The organism is Leptothrix ochracea (genome assembly GCF_041083635.1).
GTDB classification, from domain to species: Bacteria; Pseudomonadota; Gammaproteobacteria; order Burkholderiales; family Burkholderiaceae_C; genus Sphaerotilus; species Sphaerotilus ochraceus.
The window spans coordinates 25,427-40,823 of record NZ_JBFPHB010000027.1; the positions used below are offsets into that span (position 1 = coordinate 25,427).

Annotated in this window: 10 protein-coding genes; 7 read left to right on the forward strand and 3 right to left on the reverse strand. The window is 64.9% G+C overall.

All coding sequences use genetic code 11. The features are described from left to right. Positions 1-5 precede the first annotated feature (5 nt). The gene (gene mltA, locus AB3X39_RS10750; protein ID WP_369417377.1) at positions 6-1,352 is read left to right on the forward strand and encodes a murein transglycosylase A; all 1,347 of its coding nucleotides are present in this window, start codon (positions 6-8) and stop codon (positions 1,350-1,352) included. Between the two features lie 23 nt (positions 1,353-1,375). Here the strand turns inward: mltA and AB3X39_RS10755 are convergent, their stop codons facing one another. Further along, on the reverse strand, positions 1,376-1,792 hold the full coding sequence (locus AB3X39_RS10755; protein WP_369417378.1) for a hypothetical protein: 417 nt from the start codon (positions 1,790-1,792) through the stop codon (positions 1,376-1,378). A 148-nt stretch (positions 1,793-1,940) separates the two neighbouring features. Between AB3X39_RS10755 and AB3X39_RS10760 the strand changes: the two genes are divergently transcribed. From AB3X39_RS10760 to AB3X39_RS10770, 3 genes are read left to right on the forward strand one after another with little or no spacing between them, the layout of a single operon-like run. After that, the gene (locus AB3X39_RS10760; RefSeq protein ID WP_369417379.1) at positions 1,941-4,388 is read left to right on the forward strand and encodes a hypothetical protein; all 2,448 of its coding nucleotides are present in this window, start codon (positions 1,941-1,943) and stop codon (positions 4,386-4,388) included. Between the two features lie 36 nt (positions 4,389-4,424). Continuing rightward, positions 4,425-5,390 carry a cation diffusion facilitator family transporter gene (locus tag AB3X39_RS10765; protein WP_369417380.1) on the forward strand — a complete coding sequence of 322 codons (966 nt, stop codon included), beginning with the start codon at positions 4,425-4,427 and terminating at the stop codon, positions 5,388-5,390. Between the two features lie 30 nt (positions 5,391-5,420). After that, entirely contained in the window at positions 5,421-6,728 is a 1,308-nt protein-coding gene (locus AB3X39_RS10770) for a CorA family divalent cation transporter (RefSeq protein WP_369417381.1), read from the forward strand. Between the two features lie 15 nt (positions 6,729-6,743). On the opposite strand, the gene AB3X39_RS10775 is transcribed toward AB3X39_RS10770, so the two are convergent. Next, positions 6,744-7,964: an MFS transporter gene (locus AB3X39_RS10775; protein WP_369417382.1), complete on the reverse strand. Its 1,221-nt coding sequence runs from the start codon at positions 7,962-7,964 to the stop codon at positions 6,744-6,746. 85 nt (positions 7,965-8,049) lie between these two features. Here AB3X39_RS10775 and AB3X39_RS10780 point away from each other — a divergent pair, with 85 nt between their 5' ends. Genes AB3X39_RS10780 through AB3X39_RS10790 form a run of 3 tightly spaced genes read left to right on the forward strand, consistent with a single transcriptional unit; the run spans position 8,050 to position 14,328 of the window. Then, positions 8,050-11,625, forward strand: coding sequence for an indolepyruvate ferredoxin oxidoreductase family protein (locus AB3X39_RS10780; RefSeq protein ID WP_369417383.1), 3,576 nt, complete (start codon positions 8,050-8,052; stop codon positions 11,623-11,625). A 50-nt stretch (positions 11,626-11,675) separates the two neighbouring features. Further along, complete coding sequence (locus tag AB3X39_RS10785) at positions 11,676-13,139, forward strand: bifunctional enoyl-CoA hydratase/phosphate acetyltransferase (protein ID WP_369417384.1); 1,464 nt, start codon at positions 11,676-11,678, stop codon at positions 13,137-13,139. Between the two features lie 19 nt (positions 13,140-13,158). Beyond that, positions 13,159-14,328: an acetate/propionate family kinase gene (locus AB3X39_RS10790; protein ID WP_369417385.1), complete on the forward strand. Its 1,170-nt coding sequence runs from the start codon at positions 13,159-13,161 to the stop codon at positions 14,326-14,328. Positions 14,329-14,404: 76 nt separating this feature from the next. Here AB3X39_RS10790 and gshB read toward each other — a convergent pair whose 3' ends face one another. After that, the gene (gshB, locus tag AB3X39_RS10795; protein ID WP_369417386.1) at positions 14,405-15,382 is read right to left on the reverse strand and encodes a glutathione synthase; all 978 of its coding nucleotides are present in this window, start codon (positions 15,380-15,382) and stop codon (positions 14,405-14,407) included. Positions 15,383-15,397: the final 15 nt, after the last annotated feature.

Consider the following 15,397-nt stretch of genomic DNA (forward strand, 5'->3'; position numbering starts at 1 on the left):
ACCCCATGCGTCGTTCTCTTTTCGGGCTGCTTTGCGGTCTGGGTGTTCTCGCGTTGAACCTCAGCGCGTGCCACTCCTCGCTTCCATCCACCCCGCGCCCCAGCAGCACAGCACCCGCCAAGCGGCCGATACCCACGGTGGTTCAGGCTGTGGCCCCTGCCGCATCAACACCGGTCTCCGGAGTCAGCGCCTCCATGCCGGCGCTGACCCCGGTCACCACCAACGGGGTCAGTCCGGCCCCCAGCTTGAACATCCATCCGGATTGGATCAATCCACTGCCCGCCGAATTTCGCATCCCCGAGCCCGAACTGCTCGATCCGCCCACGTTTCAAACCCCACGCGGACGCTGGGTGGCCAGCGAGTGGGGTGCCCTGCCCGGCTGGGGTCAGGACAACTTGGTCGAGGTTTGGCCAGCGCTGCTACGCAGTTGCGAACGCCCCCATCCGGTCTGGCGCATCGCCTGCCAAATGGCTCACTCCGTGGACCGCCGCGACGAGATCGAGGTGCGCGCGTTTTTTCATACTTGGCTGCGCCCTTGGCGGGTGGAAACCTTCGACGGCCAGACCACCGGGATGATGACCGGCTACTTCGAGCCTTTTCTCGAAGCCAGCCGGGTGCCAACCCGGCGTTTTTCCATCCCGCTGTACGGCCCACCGGCGGATCTGGGCCAGCGCAAGCCGTGGTACAGCCGCGCCCAGATCGACACCTTGGCCAGCGCCCAAGCCGCCTTGCGTGGCCGAGAAATCGCGTGGCTGGCCGACCCCATCGACGCCTTGGTGCTGCACATCCAAGGCTCCGGGCGGCTGATGCTGCAAGAGCCCGACGGCCAGACCCATCTGGTGCGCATGGCCTTTGCAGGTCACAACGAGCAGCCGTACCAATCGGTCGGCCGCTGGCTGGTGGAGCAAGGCGCGTTTACGCTGGAACAAGCCAGCTGGTCGGCCATCCGAGCTTGGGCGCGTGACAACCCGTGGCGAGTGCGCGAGATGATGGCCGCCAACCCGCGCTACGTCTTCTTCCGCGAAGAAGCGCTGCCGAATCCGAACGTCGGCCCCAGCGGCGCCCAAGGCGTGCCGCTCACTCCCGGCCGCTCCATCGCCGTGGACCGCGACAGCATCCCTTACGGCACCCCTGTGTGGCTCGCCAGCACCGAACCCAGCATGGGCCGCAGCCATGGGCCCAATGGCCCCGCGCCGCGCCCGTTGCAACGCATGGTGGTGGCGCAAGACACGGGGGGGGCCATCGTCGGCGCCGTGCGGGCCGACTACTTCTGGGGCTGGGGCAGCCCCGCCGAAGACAGCGCCAGCCGCACCAAACAACCCCTGCGGCTTTGGGCGATTTGGCCGCGCTAAGCGCGCAACTTGTTCACCCAAACTCAACCCGGCGCCTGCGTGGGTGGTTTGAGATCGGCCGGATCGGCGGCGAAGCTGGCAAAGTACTTCACACCCAAGTAGACCCACCAAGCCCGGCCAAACCACATACCGTCTTCCTTGCAAAGACGAACCAAGATCCGGTCAGCGATGTCCCGATGGATCTTGGGATCGAGATGGCTCTCACGCATCAGCTGATAAAGCGCGTCGTGCACCAAAGAGCCGCGCATGAAGGTCAAGGTGTCGTAAGTCGGCCCGGAGGGACCGTCCCAAGCGTAGCCCTTGAGGATCGATAAATTCCCCGCTGTATCCAGATCAATGAAATCCGTCTGGATCGGCGCTGCGGGCTGAATCTCGATCTGGAGCTCATAGGTTTCTTGCAGCTGGTACTTGTAGCCGTCGCGATAAACGATGCTGCTCATGGCAATCTCACCCGATCTTCAGAGAAAAAATAAGGGGGCATTCAACGCATGCATTGTGCGGTCCGCTCCGCTGAACCGGACCGCTGGCCCGCTGATAAGATGCCGTCCCGCCGAATTCATCATGGATTCAGCTTTGAGGGGCGTTGTGATGCGGTCGTTGCTGTCTTGGGTGATCTTGGCCTTACTGAGTGCCTGTGGTGGTGGTGGTGGTGGCAGCAGTGGCGGCGGCCTGAACGAGCTGACGGTGCATTTCAGCGCTAGCTCACTCCAGATGCAGGTCTTGGCAGGCTCGACCGGCAACAGCGGCGCCGTCTCCTTCACGGCCACGACCACCGGCACCACCACGTCCCCGATCCTGATCGGTGCGGACATCAACGGCGTGGGCGTCTTGTCGCCCATCGATGTGAGCATTCAAGGCGACATGGCGGTGATCACCGTGACCCCGGACGCCAGCCAACCCGCGGGCACCTACACCGGCACCATCACGGCGTTGGCGTGCAAAGACCAAGCCTGTCAGAACCATCACCGGGGCTCGCCCTACACCCTGCCCTACAGCGTCACGGTGGTGCCACGCTTGGCCAGCAACCCCACCTCGGCCAGCTTGAGTGCGCCGGAAGGCAGCCTTGGTCGCCCTCAAACCTTGGCGCTGAGCTTGCCAGCGGGGGTAAGCACCGCCTTGATCGACAGCGTGGTCTACAACGACAGCGCCAGCGGCTGGCTGCAAGCGACCCTGCAAACCTCCGCCCAAGGTCCACAGCTGCAACTCAGCCCCAGCGGAGCCGGTCTGCGCTCGGGCGTCTACAGCGCCACCGTCAACCTGCACATCGATCAACCCTTGGTGCAAACCGTGAGCGTGCCGGTGAGTTTCAACGTCAGCAGCGGCTTGCTGACCCCGGCCACGCAAGAGCGACTCCTGAGCCCAAGCAGCACACCCACCGATTTGCAGGGCAGCACCGCTGTCACCTTGGCACCCGGTGCAGCCTCCAGCGGCTGGAGCGCCAGCAGCAACGCCGCTTGGCTGGTGGTGGATCGCAGCAGCGGCAGCTTTGCGCAGCCCTTGGACTGGCATGTGGATGCGGCGGCGCTGGTAGATCTGCCCTACGGCGAGCAGCGCAGCGCCGTCTTGCACGTCGATGGCGGCAGCAACGTGTCGGCGCAAGACATCACCGTACGCATCACCAACCAGTTGCCGCGCCTCACCAGTCTGGACACCCTCGCGCTCAAAGCGGGCCAAGGCGGTGAGGTGCTGGTGTGGGGCGAAGGCCTGACCGGGTTGAGCAGCACCTTGACCGAACTCAGCATCGACGGCGGCGCGATCACGCCCAGCGCCGCCCAGCGGGTCAGCGACGGGATGCTCTCGCTCACCCTGCCCGCCCTGAGCGCCGGCGCGCACACCCTGACGCTCAGCCATGCGGCCGGGGTCGCCACCCCGGTGTTGACGCTCCACGTGCTGAGCCCGGTGGACCGCAGCTACACCGCCTTCGGAACCGAAGGCACCAAGCGCAACTTGGTCTGGGACGCCGTGAGCCAGTCGGCTTACGTCATCAACACCACCATGAACTCGCTGATGCGCTTTGACCTCAGCGGCCCCAGCCCGGTGGCCAGCGCGCGCAGTTTTGGCACCCTCAATCGGATCGTGGTGGCCCGCAATCACAGCCGCTTGCACGCCACCACCACCGACGGCCAATGGTTGGATCTGGATCTAAGCAGCTTGCAAACCCTGCAAGCGCAAGCGCTCACCATCTCACCGCTCAGCACCCAGATCGATCTGCCGCTGGCCATCACCGGCGACAACCTAGCGTGGCTTGATCGAGGCTCCTTGCTGGTGCAGGACCTGAACCGCAACGCCGAGCGGGCGGTGTACGCCAACAACGGCAGCACGTACAACTTTGGCCAGCCATGGGGCGTCGTGTCCCCCAACGGTCGGCGCATGCTGGTCACCCAGACGGCGCTGTTCAGCCCCGCCCCACCGCCGCTGTGGCGCGATGCCAGCGGCGGCGCGAGCACCGCTGCCACCGATCTGAACGCCTTCCCCACCGGCCAGCCGATCACCTTTTTCTACCGCGTAGCCAGCGACCGGACCGGCAGCCGCTGGGCGCTGGAGAGCTCAGCGCTGTACGACTTCAGCCTGAACAAACTGGGCGACCTGAGCCTGCCCAGTGGGTGGGTGGCGCTGCGCACCGCCTTGTCGGGTGACGGCAGCCGGGCGTATGTCTACGCCCTCAATCAAAACGCCATCGGCACTTACAGCGAACCCAACCCCATCCTCTACTGGCCGCGCATCTACGTTTTTGACACCACCAGCGCGCCGCTGCTGACCACCAGTTATCCGCTGCTCAACTTCATCGAACTGCCCGACTACCCGGCCTGCCTGGCCACCCAAGGCCCCGTGGTGTGCGCCCCCTATGAGCTGAACTTCGCGCTCACCGACGACGACCGCACCCTGCTGGCCATGGGCGACCGCAAACTGCTGGTGATCCCCATCCCCACCGGCCCCCTGCGCGCCAGCTTGGCCGGACTCCCGCCCCAAGCGAGCCACCGCGTCCGGGTGCTGCATCAACTCAAGGGCGCAACAGGCATGCCAAGGGTCCAGTGATCCGTCCATGATCCACCCGTGATCCAATCGGCCCCCATGAGAGCCGATGACCTTGTTGATGATCCTGAAGATGGCAGCCTAGAAGCCGAAGCGCGGGCCGCCGCCGCCGCCCGCAGCACGTGGGTGAGCGTGGGCGTGAATCTGCTGCTGAGTTGCACCCAGATCGTGGCGGGCATCCTTGCCAAGTCGCAGGGTTTGATCGCCGATGGGGTGCATTCGCTCTCCGATCTGGTGGCCGACTTTGTGGTGCTGCTGGCCAACCATCACAGCCAAAAAGATGCCGATACCGACCACCCCTACGGTCACCATCGCTTCGAAACGGCCGCCTCGCTGGTGCTGGGCGGGTTGCTGCTGGCGGTGGGTGTGGGCATGGTGTGGTCGGCGGCGCGCAAGCTGGAAGGCCCCGAAAGCATCGCCCCGGTCAGCGTGCTGGCGCTTTGGGTGGCCGGTGGTGCGCTGGTGGCCAAAGAGCTGCTGTTTCGCTACATGCTCGGCGTGGCCAAGCGGGTCAAGTCGAGCATGTTGGTGGCCAACGCTTGGCACGCCCGCTCAGATGCGGCCTCGTCCTTGGTGGTGGGTCTGGGCATCGCCGGCAACTTGGCCGGCTACCCGATCCTTGATCCGATCGCGGCGCTGATCGTCGGCTTCATGGTCAGCAAGATGGGCTGGAGCTTCGGTTGGGACGCTCTGCACGACTTGATGGACCGCGCGGTGGACGAGCAGGAGGTCGCGGCCATCCGCAGCACCTTGCTCGACACCCCCGGCGTGCTGGGCGTGCACGACGTGCGCACCCGCAAGATGGGCGACATGATCGTGGTCGATGCCCACCTCGAAGTCGAAGCCACCCTCAGCATCGCCGCTGGTCACGACATCGCCGTCGCCGCCAAACAGCGCGTCACCCAACGCCACCGCGTCCTCAACCTCATGACCCACCTTGATCCGTGGCAACAACCGGATTTGGATCACCCGTCATCGACCCAGCTGCCCCGCACCGTGCATTGATGCCCCTCGTCCCCACCTGCGTTCACCCTCATGTCGCTCGAAAAAATCACTGAACTCTTGCACAAGCAAAAAATTGTCGAAGGCATGGTGCATGGCCAGCACACCCAACGGCAGGATGTGATCGAAACCATGGTGCAGCGCCAACACTTGGTGGAGCTGCACAAAATCATCACCAAGATTTCGTCGGTCGAAGTTGGCAAGATCCTTGAAACCTTGCCGATCGAAGACGCCAAAATCCTCTGGGAGCGCATCCCTCAAGAACGCGTCAACGACATCCTTTGGGAAGTCTCAGATACCCGGCGCGAGCAACTGGTGGGCAATCAGGAGCCGGTGTTCAACGAAAGCCAGATGAACGCCTTCGAACTGGTCGAGGGCCGTTTGACGCAAGTGGCCATCACCTGCCGCAAGGATCTTGAAGGCATTCATCCGATCTGGATCGACTTGCTCAACGTCACCAAAACGGAGCTGCACTACATCAGCCAGCATTTCGGCGTGGATCTGTCCGACCCCGGTGATTCGGTCGATTTGGAAGTGAGCCATCGTTTTCATGTCGAAGAAAACGACGACGTTCATCTGCACTCCAATTTCCTGCTTGAAAACGATGCCGACTCGCGCAGCGTCCCGGTGGCTTTCGTCTTGCACAAGGGCATTCTGTTTTCGGTGCGCAACGAAGAACTGCCCGTCTTCCGACTGCAACGCCGCCGCGCCCGCACGCAGCCTGGTTATGTCTCGGATTGCCACGATCTGCTGATCGATCTCTATGGCGCAGATATCGAATATTCGGCCGATTCGCTGGAAAACATCTACGCCACCCTTGGCAAAGTGGGCCGCAAGGTGCTGAGTGAAACCATCAGCGACGAAGAAGCGGCGGCCATTCTTGCCGATATTGCCGAAGAAGAAGACCAAAACGGCCGCATCCGCAGCAACATTCTCGACACCCAGCGCGCGCTGACTTTTTTGATGCGCTGCAAGATCCTTTCACCCAATCAGCTCGAAGACGCCAAGCAAATTTTCCGCAACGTCGAGTCCCTCAACAGCCACACCGCTTTTTTGTTCGACAAGATCAACTTCTTGATGGACGCCACCATCGGCTTCATCAACATCAACCAGAACAAGCGCATCAATCAGCTGACGGTTTTCGGCGTGGTGTTCATGCCCATCAACATCTTGGCGGGTGTCGGCGGCATGTCGGAGTTTTCCATGATGACCCAAGGCATCCCTTGGCCCATGGCCTACGGGGGCTTCGCCTTGGGTGCCGGCCTGATCGGTTGGGCCACCTACATCGCCCTCAAACACTTCGAAAACCGTCGCCTCAAGCCCGCTCGCGGGCGGATTTGAGGGCACCGCCCAAGCTCAATGCCCCTGCTGCCACACCTTCAGCTTGCTGCCGACGCGCCAGCCGAGGATGGGTTGGAGGAGCGCGGCGAGGATGAAGGCGACGGGGGCACCGAGGTGGTGAATGATGGGGGCACCCACGGTGACGCCACCGGCCGTGCCAATGAAAAAGCAGGTGGCAAACAGCGCCATGCCCAAGCCGCGTGAAGCCGTGGCGGCCATTTGGGTGGCTTGGAGTTGCAAAGTGTTGTGCAGCAGATAAAAGCCCACCCCGGCCACCAAGGTGGCTAAAACGCCCCAGCCCCACGAAGGGGCCAGCGCCAAGGTCAGAAAAGCCAAGCCGAGCAGCGCACCGCCCACGCGGGGTAGATTCACCGCGCCCAGCATGCGAATCCAGTGGCGCGCGGCCAAGGTGTAGAGCAAGCCGCCCAAGCCGAACACCGCCATCACCGCCCCGGCGTGAAACAACGACAGGCCAAAGCGCTCGTGCAAGTAAGCCGGGATGTAGGTCATCAAACCGTAGCTGCCCAGACTCTCCAGCGCCACGGTGATCAAGATGAACCGCGCCCGGGGCTGACGCACGATCTCCGCCACACGGCCTCGAACGCGCGGCCAAGCACTGAGCGCTTGAGCCTCAGACACCGCCACCGGCTTGCGGTGATGCGGTGAACGGCGCAAGCGCAAACCGATCAGCCCGTAAATCACAGCGATCAAACCAAAAGCCCAGCGCCAGCCCACGGTGTCGGCCAGCAAACCGCCCGCCAACTGGCCCAAAATCAGGCCGCTGATCTGCCCGGACATGAAACGCGCCAAGGTGAGCTGACGACGCTCCACCGGCACGTGGTCACCGATCCAAGCCATCGACAAGGGGATCAAGGCCGCCGTGGCCGCGCCGTTCAAGACCCGCGCCAAGGCCAACCAACCCAGCGAGGGGCTCAAAGCGCAGCACAGCGCCGCCACCGCTGAGGCCAAACACGAGCCGGTGATGACGCGAAACTTGCCCAAGTGATCGCCCAACCACGCCACCGCCAGCAACGAGGCCCCATAAGCCAAGCTGGTCGCAGTGACCACCATGGCGGCTTGGGGCACGCTGGTGCCAAAGTCACGCGCCAAGGCCGGCAGCATCGGATCGCACAGCCGCAGCGCCAAGGCACTGGCAAACGCAGCCAGCGCCAGCAAAAAGGCCCCGGCGTTGACATCAAGGAGCGCGTGGGGCGCAGCGGTAGACAGCTTCGACATCGCGGCATTTTCGTGCAACACCGCCGGGGCATGCCTACACTGGGTCATACGCCCCAGTCACGCGACAACGACGCAGGAGTTGGTCATGAACAGTCTCGCCACCCATGTTCGGTTGGACGACAAGTACACCCAAGAGCGTGGCCGCGTTTTCATGAGCGGCGTCCAAGCCTTGGTGCGTTTGCCCATGCTGCAACAGCAGCGCGACGCCGCCGCCGGCCTGCACACCGCTGGCTTCATCAGCGGCTACCGGGGCTCACCCCTGGGCGGCTACGACCAAGCGCTGTGGCACGCGACTGAGCACCTCAAGCGCCATCACATCGTCTTTCAGCCCGGCTTGAACGAGGAGCTGGCCGCCACCGCCGTCTGGGGCTCGCAGCAGGTGGACCTGATTGCGCCGGGGCAGCAACGCTTTGACGGCGTGTTTGGACTTTGGTACGGCAAAGGCCCCGGCGTGGACCGCTGCGCCGATGTCTTCAAGCACGCCAACATGGCCGGCACCGCGCGTCACGGCGGGGTGATCGCGATTGCGGGCGACGACCACGTGGCCAAAAGCAGCACCGCCGCGCACCAAAGTGATCACCTGTTCAAAGCTTGCGGGCTGCCGGTGTTTTTCCCAGCCTCGGTGCAAGAAATACTCGATCTGGGTCTGCACGCCTTGGCGCTGAGCCGCTTCTCGGGCCTTTGGGCGGGCATGAAAACCATCCAAGAAATCGTCGAATCCTCGACCCGCGTCGAGCTGGACCCGGACCGCATCAGCATCCGTCTGCCCGAGGACTTTGTGATGCCCGCCGATGGCCTGGGCCTGCACATCCGCTGGCCCGACGACCGCCTGGAGCAAGAAGCGCGGCTGATGAATGCCAAGTGGTACGCCGCGCTGGCCTACATCCGCGCCAACCGGCTCAACCCCACCGTGATCGACGCCCAAGCGGGCGATCCGCCAGCGCGCTTTGGTCTGATGGCCAGCGGCAAGGCCTACAACGACACCCGCCAAGCGCTGGCGGACTTGGGTCTGGACGACGCACGCTGCCGCACGATTGGCCTGCGGCTGCAAAAAATCGGCGTGGTCTGGCCGCTCGAAGCCCAAGGCACGCGCCACTTCGCCCAAGGTCTGCGCGAGATTTTGGTGGTCGAAGAAAAGCGCCAGATGATCGAGTACCAGCTCAAAGAAGAGCTCTACAACTGGCGCGCCGATGTGCGCCCGGACGTGCTGGGCAAGTTCGACGAAAGCGAGGGGGATCACAGCGGCGGCGAGTGGTCGCGGGCCGATCCGAGCCAGCACTGGTTGCTGCGCGCCCAAGCCGATCTGAACCCGGCCCTGATCGCGCGCGCCATCGCCAAGCGCCTGATCCGCCTCGGGGTGGACCGCGACTTGGAGCGCCACTTGAGCGAACGCTTGGGCCAGATCGAGGCCCGCCAGCGCCAGCTGGAGCACGCCAGCCAGCATAGCCCCGGCGAGCGCCCGGCGTGGTTTTGCTCAGGCTGCCCGCACAACACCTCCACCCAAGTGCCCGAGGGCTCACGCGCCTTGGCCGGCATCGGCTGCCATTACATGGTGACGTGGATGGACCGGCGCACCAGCACCTTCACGCAGATGGGCGGCGAGGGCGTGCCGTGGGTCGGCCAAGCGCCCTTCACCCGCGAGCGGCATGTGTTTGCCAACTTGGGCGACGGCACCTACAGCCACTCCGGCCTGCTCGCCATCCGCCAAAGCTTGGCCGCTGGGGTGAACATCACCTACAAGATTTTGTTCAACCACGCGGTGGCGATGACCGGCGGCCAAGCGGTGGAAGGCGGCATGGACGTGGCCGCGATGAGCCGCGAACTCGACGCCGAAGGGGTTCACCGCATCGACATCGTGACCGACGATCCGGCCAAATATGCCGACCCCGCGCTGCGCCGCCAACTGGCCCCCGGCACGCGCATCCACCCACGCGAAGCCCTCGACGCCCTGCAACGCGAGCTGCGCGAGGTGCCCGGCTGCACCGTACTGATCTACGACCAAAGCTGCGCCAACGAAAAACGCCGCCGCATCAAGCGCGGCCTGCAAGCCGAAACCCCCCGGCAGGTGCTGATCAACGCAGCGGTTTGCGAAGGCTGCGGCGACTGCTCGGTGCAAAGCAACTGCCTGAGCATCGAGCCGGTCGAAACGCCCTTCGGCCGCAAACGGCGCATCAACCCCAGCAGCTGCAACAAGGATTTTTCCTGCCTGCGCGGCTTTTGCCCGAGCTTTGTGACGATCGAGGGCGGGACACCTCGGGGGAAAATCGTTCAAACCCTTCGACAAGCTCAGGGCGAACGGAGTGATGGAGCAACCGCCCCGATGCCCGAACCCACCCTGCCGCCGCTGACCCAGGCTTGGGGCTTGGTGGTGGCGGGTATCGGCGGCACGGGGGTGATCACGCTCGGTCAAGTGCTGGGCATGGCGGCGCACCTGGAAGACAAGGCGGTGATCGTGCAGGAGGCCTCGGGGTTGGCGCAAAAAGGCGGGGCGACGTGGAGCCATGTGCAACTCGCCGCCCAGCCCGGCCAGCTCCACACCACCAAGGTCGATCTGGGCCAAGCCGACGTGGTGCTGGCGGGCGACGCCATCGTCGCCACCCGGCCCGACACCTTGGGCGTGATGGCGCTGGGGCGCACCCACGTCGTCTTGAACCGCCACGCCACGCCCACGGCCACCTTCACCCAAGACGCCGATTGGCACTACCCCGACGCCGCGTGTGAAACCGCCTTGCGGGCTGCGGTTGGGGCCGAGCAGCTCAGCGGTTTTGACGCCGACACCCAAGCCAGCCAAGTGCTGGGGGACGCGATCTACAGCCTGCCGATGCTGCTGGGCTACGCGTGGCAGCGGGGTTGGATCCCGTTGCAGCGCGCCTCCATCTTGCAAGCCATCGCCTTGAACGGCGTCCAAGTCGAGGCCAACAGCGCAGCGTTTGAGGAAGGTCGGCGCTGTGTTGAACCCGGTACACACCGGCCTGACACCACCGGCTGGCAGCCGATCACGCTGGCGCTGCGGCCCAAGCTCGACGCGCTGATGGCCCAGCACCACGCCTTTTTGTGCGCTTACCAAAATGCGGCCTACGCCGACACCTACCTTGAGCTGGTGCAGCGGGTGCGCGCCACGGAGGCCCTGCACCTGCACACCGCCGCCGATGACCACGGCCACGCCACACGCCTTACTGAAGCGGTGGCGCGCGGCTGGTTCAAGCTGCTGGCCAGCAAGGACGAATTCGAGGTGGCGCGGCTCTTGACCGACCCCACCTTTGAGGCCCAGATCCGTGCGCAAGTCGAGGGCCACTACCGCGTCGTGCATCACTTGGCCATCCCTTTGCTGGGCAGCGTCAAGCGAAGCTACGGCGCGTGGATGCACACCGCCTTGCGCCTGCTGGCGGGGCTGCGCGGCGTGCGCGGCACGTGGCTTGACCCCTTCCGCTTCAGCCCCGAGCGGCGCTTGGAGCTGCAACTGCGCCGCGACTACCGCGCCGCCATCGAAGCCGTGCTGCAAGACCTGGGCCGACGCCCTGATCGCATCGCTTTGGCGCTCGAAATCGCCCGCATGCCCGACAAGCTGCGCGGCTACGGCCACATCCGCCAACGCCACTGGGCGGAGCTGCAACCGCGCTGGCAAAGCTTGCTCGCCGAATTACGGGAAAACCCTTCCTAAGCTTCTATGATGGGGGTCTCTTTACCTCCACCGTGACGGCACCGAGCACCATGTCGAGCAGCACTGAAATCGTCCCAAACAGCCACAGCCATCCTGAGGCGGCCAACACGGCCAACACAGTCAACAGTGATTGGCTCGAAAACCACCCTTACGACGAGCTGCAACTCGGGCAAAGTGCTCGCTTGGTGCGCACCCTCACCCAAGCAGACATCGCTGCTTTTGCGGCCCTGAGCGGCGACGTCAATCCGGCCCACTTGGACCCGGACTACGCCGAAGGCACCTTCTTGCACGGTGTGGTGGCACACGGTTTGTGGTCGGCTGGGCTGATCTCGGCACTGCTAGGCACCCAATTTCCGGGCCCCGGCACGATCTATCTGAGCCAAACGCTCAACTTCACCGCGCCGGTGCGCATCGGCGACACCTTGGCGGTGCGGGTCACGGTGCTTGAAAAGCGCAGCCACCACAACGTGCTGCTCGGCTGCGAAGTGAACAACCAGCGCGGCGAAGGCGTGCTGCGCGGTGAAGCGCTGGTCAAAGCACCCGATCGCAAGATCCGTCTGCCCCGGCCCACCTTGCCGCGCATGCAGATCTTTGATCCCGACGCGCGCTTGCATGCCTTCCTCGCCCCCTTGGCCAGCTTGCCCAGCGTGCGCTGTGCGGTGGTGCACCCCTGCGACATGGAGTCGCTGCGCGGTGCGGTCGAAGCCGCTGAGCTCGGGCTGATCATCCCGGTGCTGATCGCCCCAAGAGCGCGCCTTGACGCCTTGGCGGCTGAAGGCGGTTTGGATCTCACCGGCTTGCAGATCGAAGACGTGGCCCACAGCCACGCCGCCGCCCAACGCGGTGTGGCCATGGCCGCCGCTGGCGAAGTGGCCGCTTTGATGAAGGGCAGCTTGCACACCGACGAGCTGATGCACGAGGTGATCCATTGCGCGGCGCTGCGCACCAAGCGGCGCATGTCGCATGTGTTCCACATCGACGCCCCGCTGCATGACCGCCCGCTGTTGATCACCGACGCCGCGCTCAACATCCGCCCCGATCTGGCCGCCAAGGCCGACATCGTCGCCAACGCCATCGAACTGGCCCACGCCATGGGCTGGGCTTGCCCGAAGGTAGCGCTGCTCTCAGCCGTCGAGACCATCAACGAGAAGATGATTTCCACCTTGGACGCCGCCGCGCTGTGCAAGATGGCCGATCGCGGCCAGATCACCGGCGCGATCCTCGACGGCCCGCTGGCCTTTGACAACGCGGTGTCACTGGAAGCGGCGCAGCGCAAGGGCATCCGCTCCGACGTGGCCGGCCAAGCTGACATCCTGGTGGTGCCGGACCTAGAGAGCGGCAACATGCTGGCCAAACAGCTCGAATACTTGGGCGGTGCATCCACCGCTGGCATCGTGCTCGGTGCCAAGGTGCCCATCGCGCTCACCAGCCGCGCCGACGGTGCCGCAGCCCGCAAGGCCTCGGCCGGTTTGGTGAAGATCTTGGCCCACTGGTTCCTGACCCACCAGCCCTGAGCCCCCAAGGAGTTTTCCCATGCCTGAAAAAATGGTGCTGGCGGTCAACGCCGGCTCAGCCACGCTCAAGTTCGCGCTCTACCCGATCCGCGCTGGTCAAGCCGGCGCGCCGCTCAGCAGCGGTCAGTTCGACGTGATGGGCGACAGCGCCTTCGAAGCCGCCTTGGGCCGCCTGCGCGACGACGTGCAAAGCCGCCTGCCTGCCGGCACTGAACTGGCGGCCATCGCGCACCGCATCGTCCACGGCGGCCAGACCTTCAGCGCCTCGGTCTTGCTGACTGAGGCGGTGCTCGGCGAGCTGGAAGCGCTCAATCACCTCGCCCCGCTGCACCAGCCGCACAACCTGCGCGGCGTGCGCGCCTTGGCCCAAGCCTTCCCCGATCTGCCGCAAATCGGCTGCTTCGACACCGGCTTTCACGCCTCCTTGCCCGACGTGGAACGGCGCTTGCCGATCCCCGCCGAACTCGACGCCGCTGGGGTGCGGCGCTACGGCTTCCACGGCTTGTCGTACCGCTATTTGGTGCAACGGCTCGGCGAGGAAACCCAGGCCCTTCGACAAGCTCAGGGCGAACGGAACGCTCCGGCGCTCCCGGGTCGCTGGCTGTTGGCCCACTTGGGCAGCGGTGCCAGCTTGTGCGCCGTCCAAGACGGTCACAGCGTGGCCACCACCATGGGGTTTTCGGCCTTGGATGGTTTGATGATGGGCACACGTTGCGGTGCCATCGACCCCGGCGTCTTGCTGCACCTGCTGCGCGAAGGCTGGAGCAGCACCCGCATCGAAAAACTGCTCTACAAGGACTGCGGCTTGGCTGGCGTCTCGGGGCTATCGAACGACATGCGCACCCTGCGCGCCCAAGCCGCCACCCACCCCAACGCCGATCTGGCCATCCGGCTCTTCACCCGCCGCGTGGTGCGTGAAGCCGGCGCGCTGATCGCCTGCATGGGCGGCTTGGACGGCTTGGCGTTTACCGGCGGCATCGGTGAACACGACACCCTGCTGCGCACCGACGTCGTCCAAGCCCTGTCTTTCCTCGGCTTGCAGCTCGACCCCCAAGCCAACGCCACCGCCATCGGCTCCGCCACCCTCCCCATCCACGCCCCCACCAGCCCCATCCCCATCTGGGTCGTCCCCACCGACGAAGGCCGCATCGCCGCCCAAGACGCAGCGCAGTGGGTGAAGAGGGGTTGACGGCACAGCCAGCGCGCTTGGCACCAGCCCTTCGACGAGCTCAGGGCGAACGGGAAAAGGGGTCCGGGGGGATTTGTCAGGTGCTTAACCCAGCTGTCAACGCATCCACAAACCGTGCGGCCACGTCGAAGCCGGTTTGGTCGGTGATTTCTTGGAAGCAGGTGGGGCTGGTGACGTTGATTTCGGTGAGGGAGTCGCCGATCACGTCGAGGCCGACGAGGAGCAGGCCTCGGGCGGCGAGGGTGGGGCCGATGGCGTGGGCGATGGCGAAGTCGCGCTCGCTGAGGGGTTGGGCCACGCCTTTGCCGCCGGCGGCGAGGTTGCCGCGCACTTCACCACCTTGGGGGATGCGGGCTAGGCAGAACGGCACCGGCTCGCCGCCGATCACCAAGATACGCTTGTCGCCTTGGGTGATAGCGGGCAAGTAGCGCTGCACCATCAAGGTTTGGGCCCCGTCTTGGTTGAGGGTTTCGATGATCGCGCCCAAGTTCAGGCCATCCGCACCGACGCGGAAGATGCCCATGCCGCCCATGCCGTCCAAGGGCTTCAAGATGATGTCGCCGTGCTCGGCGTGAAAGGCCCGCACCGCAGCGGCCGAGCGCGTCACCAGCGTCGGCGGGATGAACTGCGGGAACTCAAGGATCGCCAGCTTTTCGGGGTGATCGCGCAGGGCGGAGGGTTTGTTGAACACCTTGGCACCCTCGCGCTCGGCTTGCTGCAACAGGTGCGTGGCGTAGAAGTATTCGCTGTCGAAGGGTGGGTCTTTGCGCATCAGGACTGCATCCACATCGGCCAGCGCCAACTCGGCGGTGGCGATCACCTCGAACCAAGCCGGCGAATCTCCCACACCGCCCGCACCGCCCACATCGCCGGTCAACACGAGGGTCCGGGCTTGGCGCGCCACCACCCGGCCGCCGCGCAGCCAAACCAAGTCGGCGGGCTCGCAGGCGTGCAGGCGATGCCCGCGCCGCGCTGCCTCACGCATCATCGCGAAGGTGCTGTCCTTGTAGGTCTTGAACGTTTCGAGCGGGTCGGCAACAAAAAGCAGGTCCATGGGGAAGAGGGCATT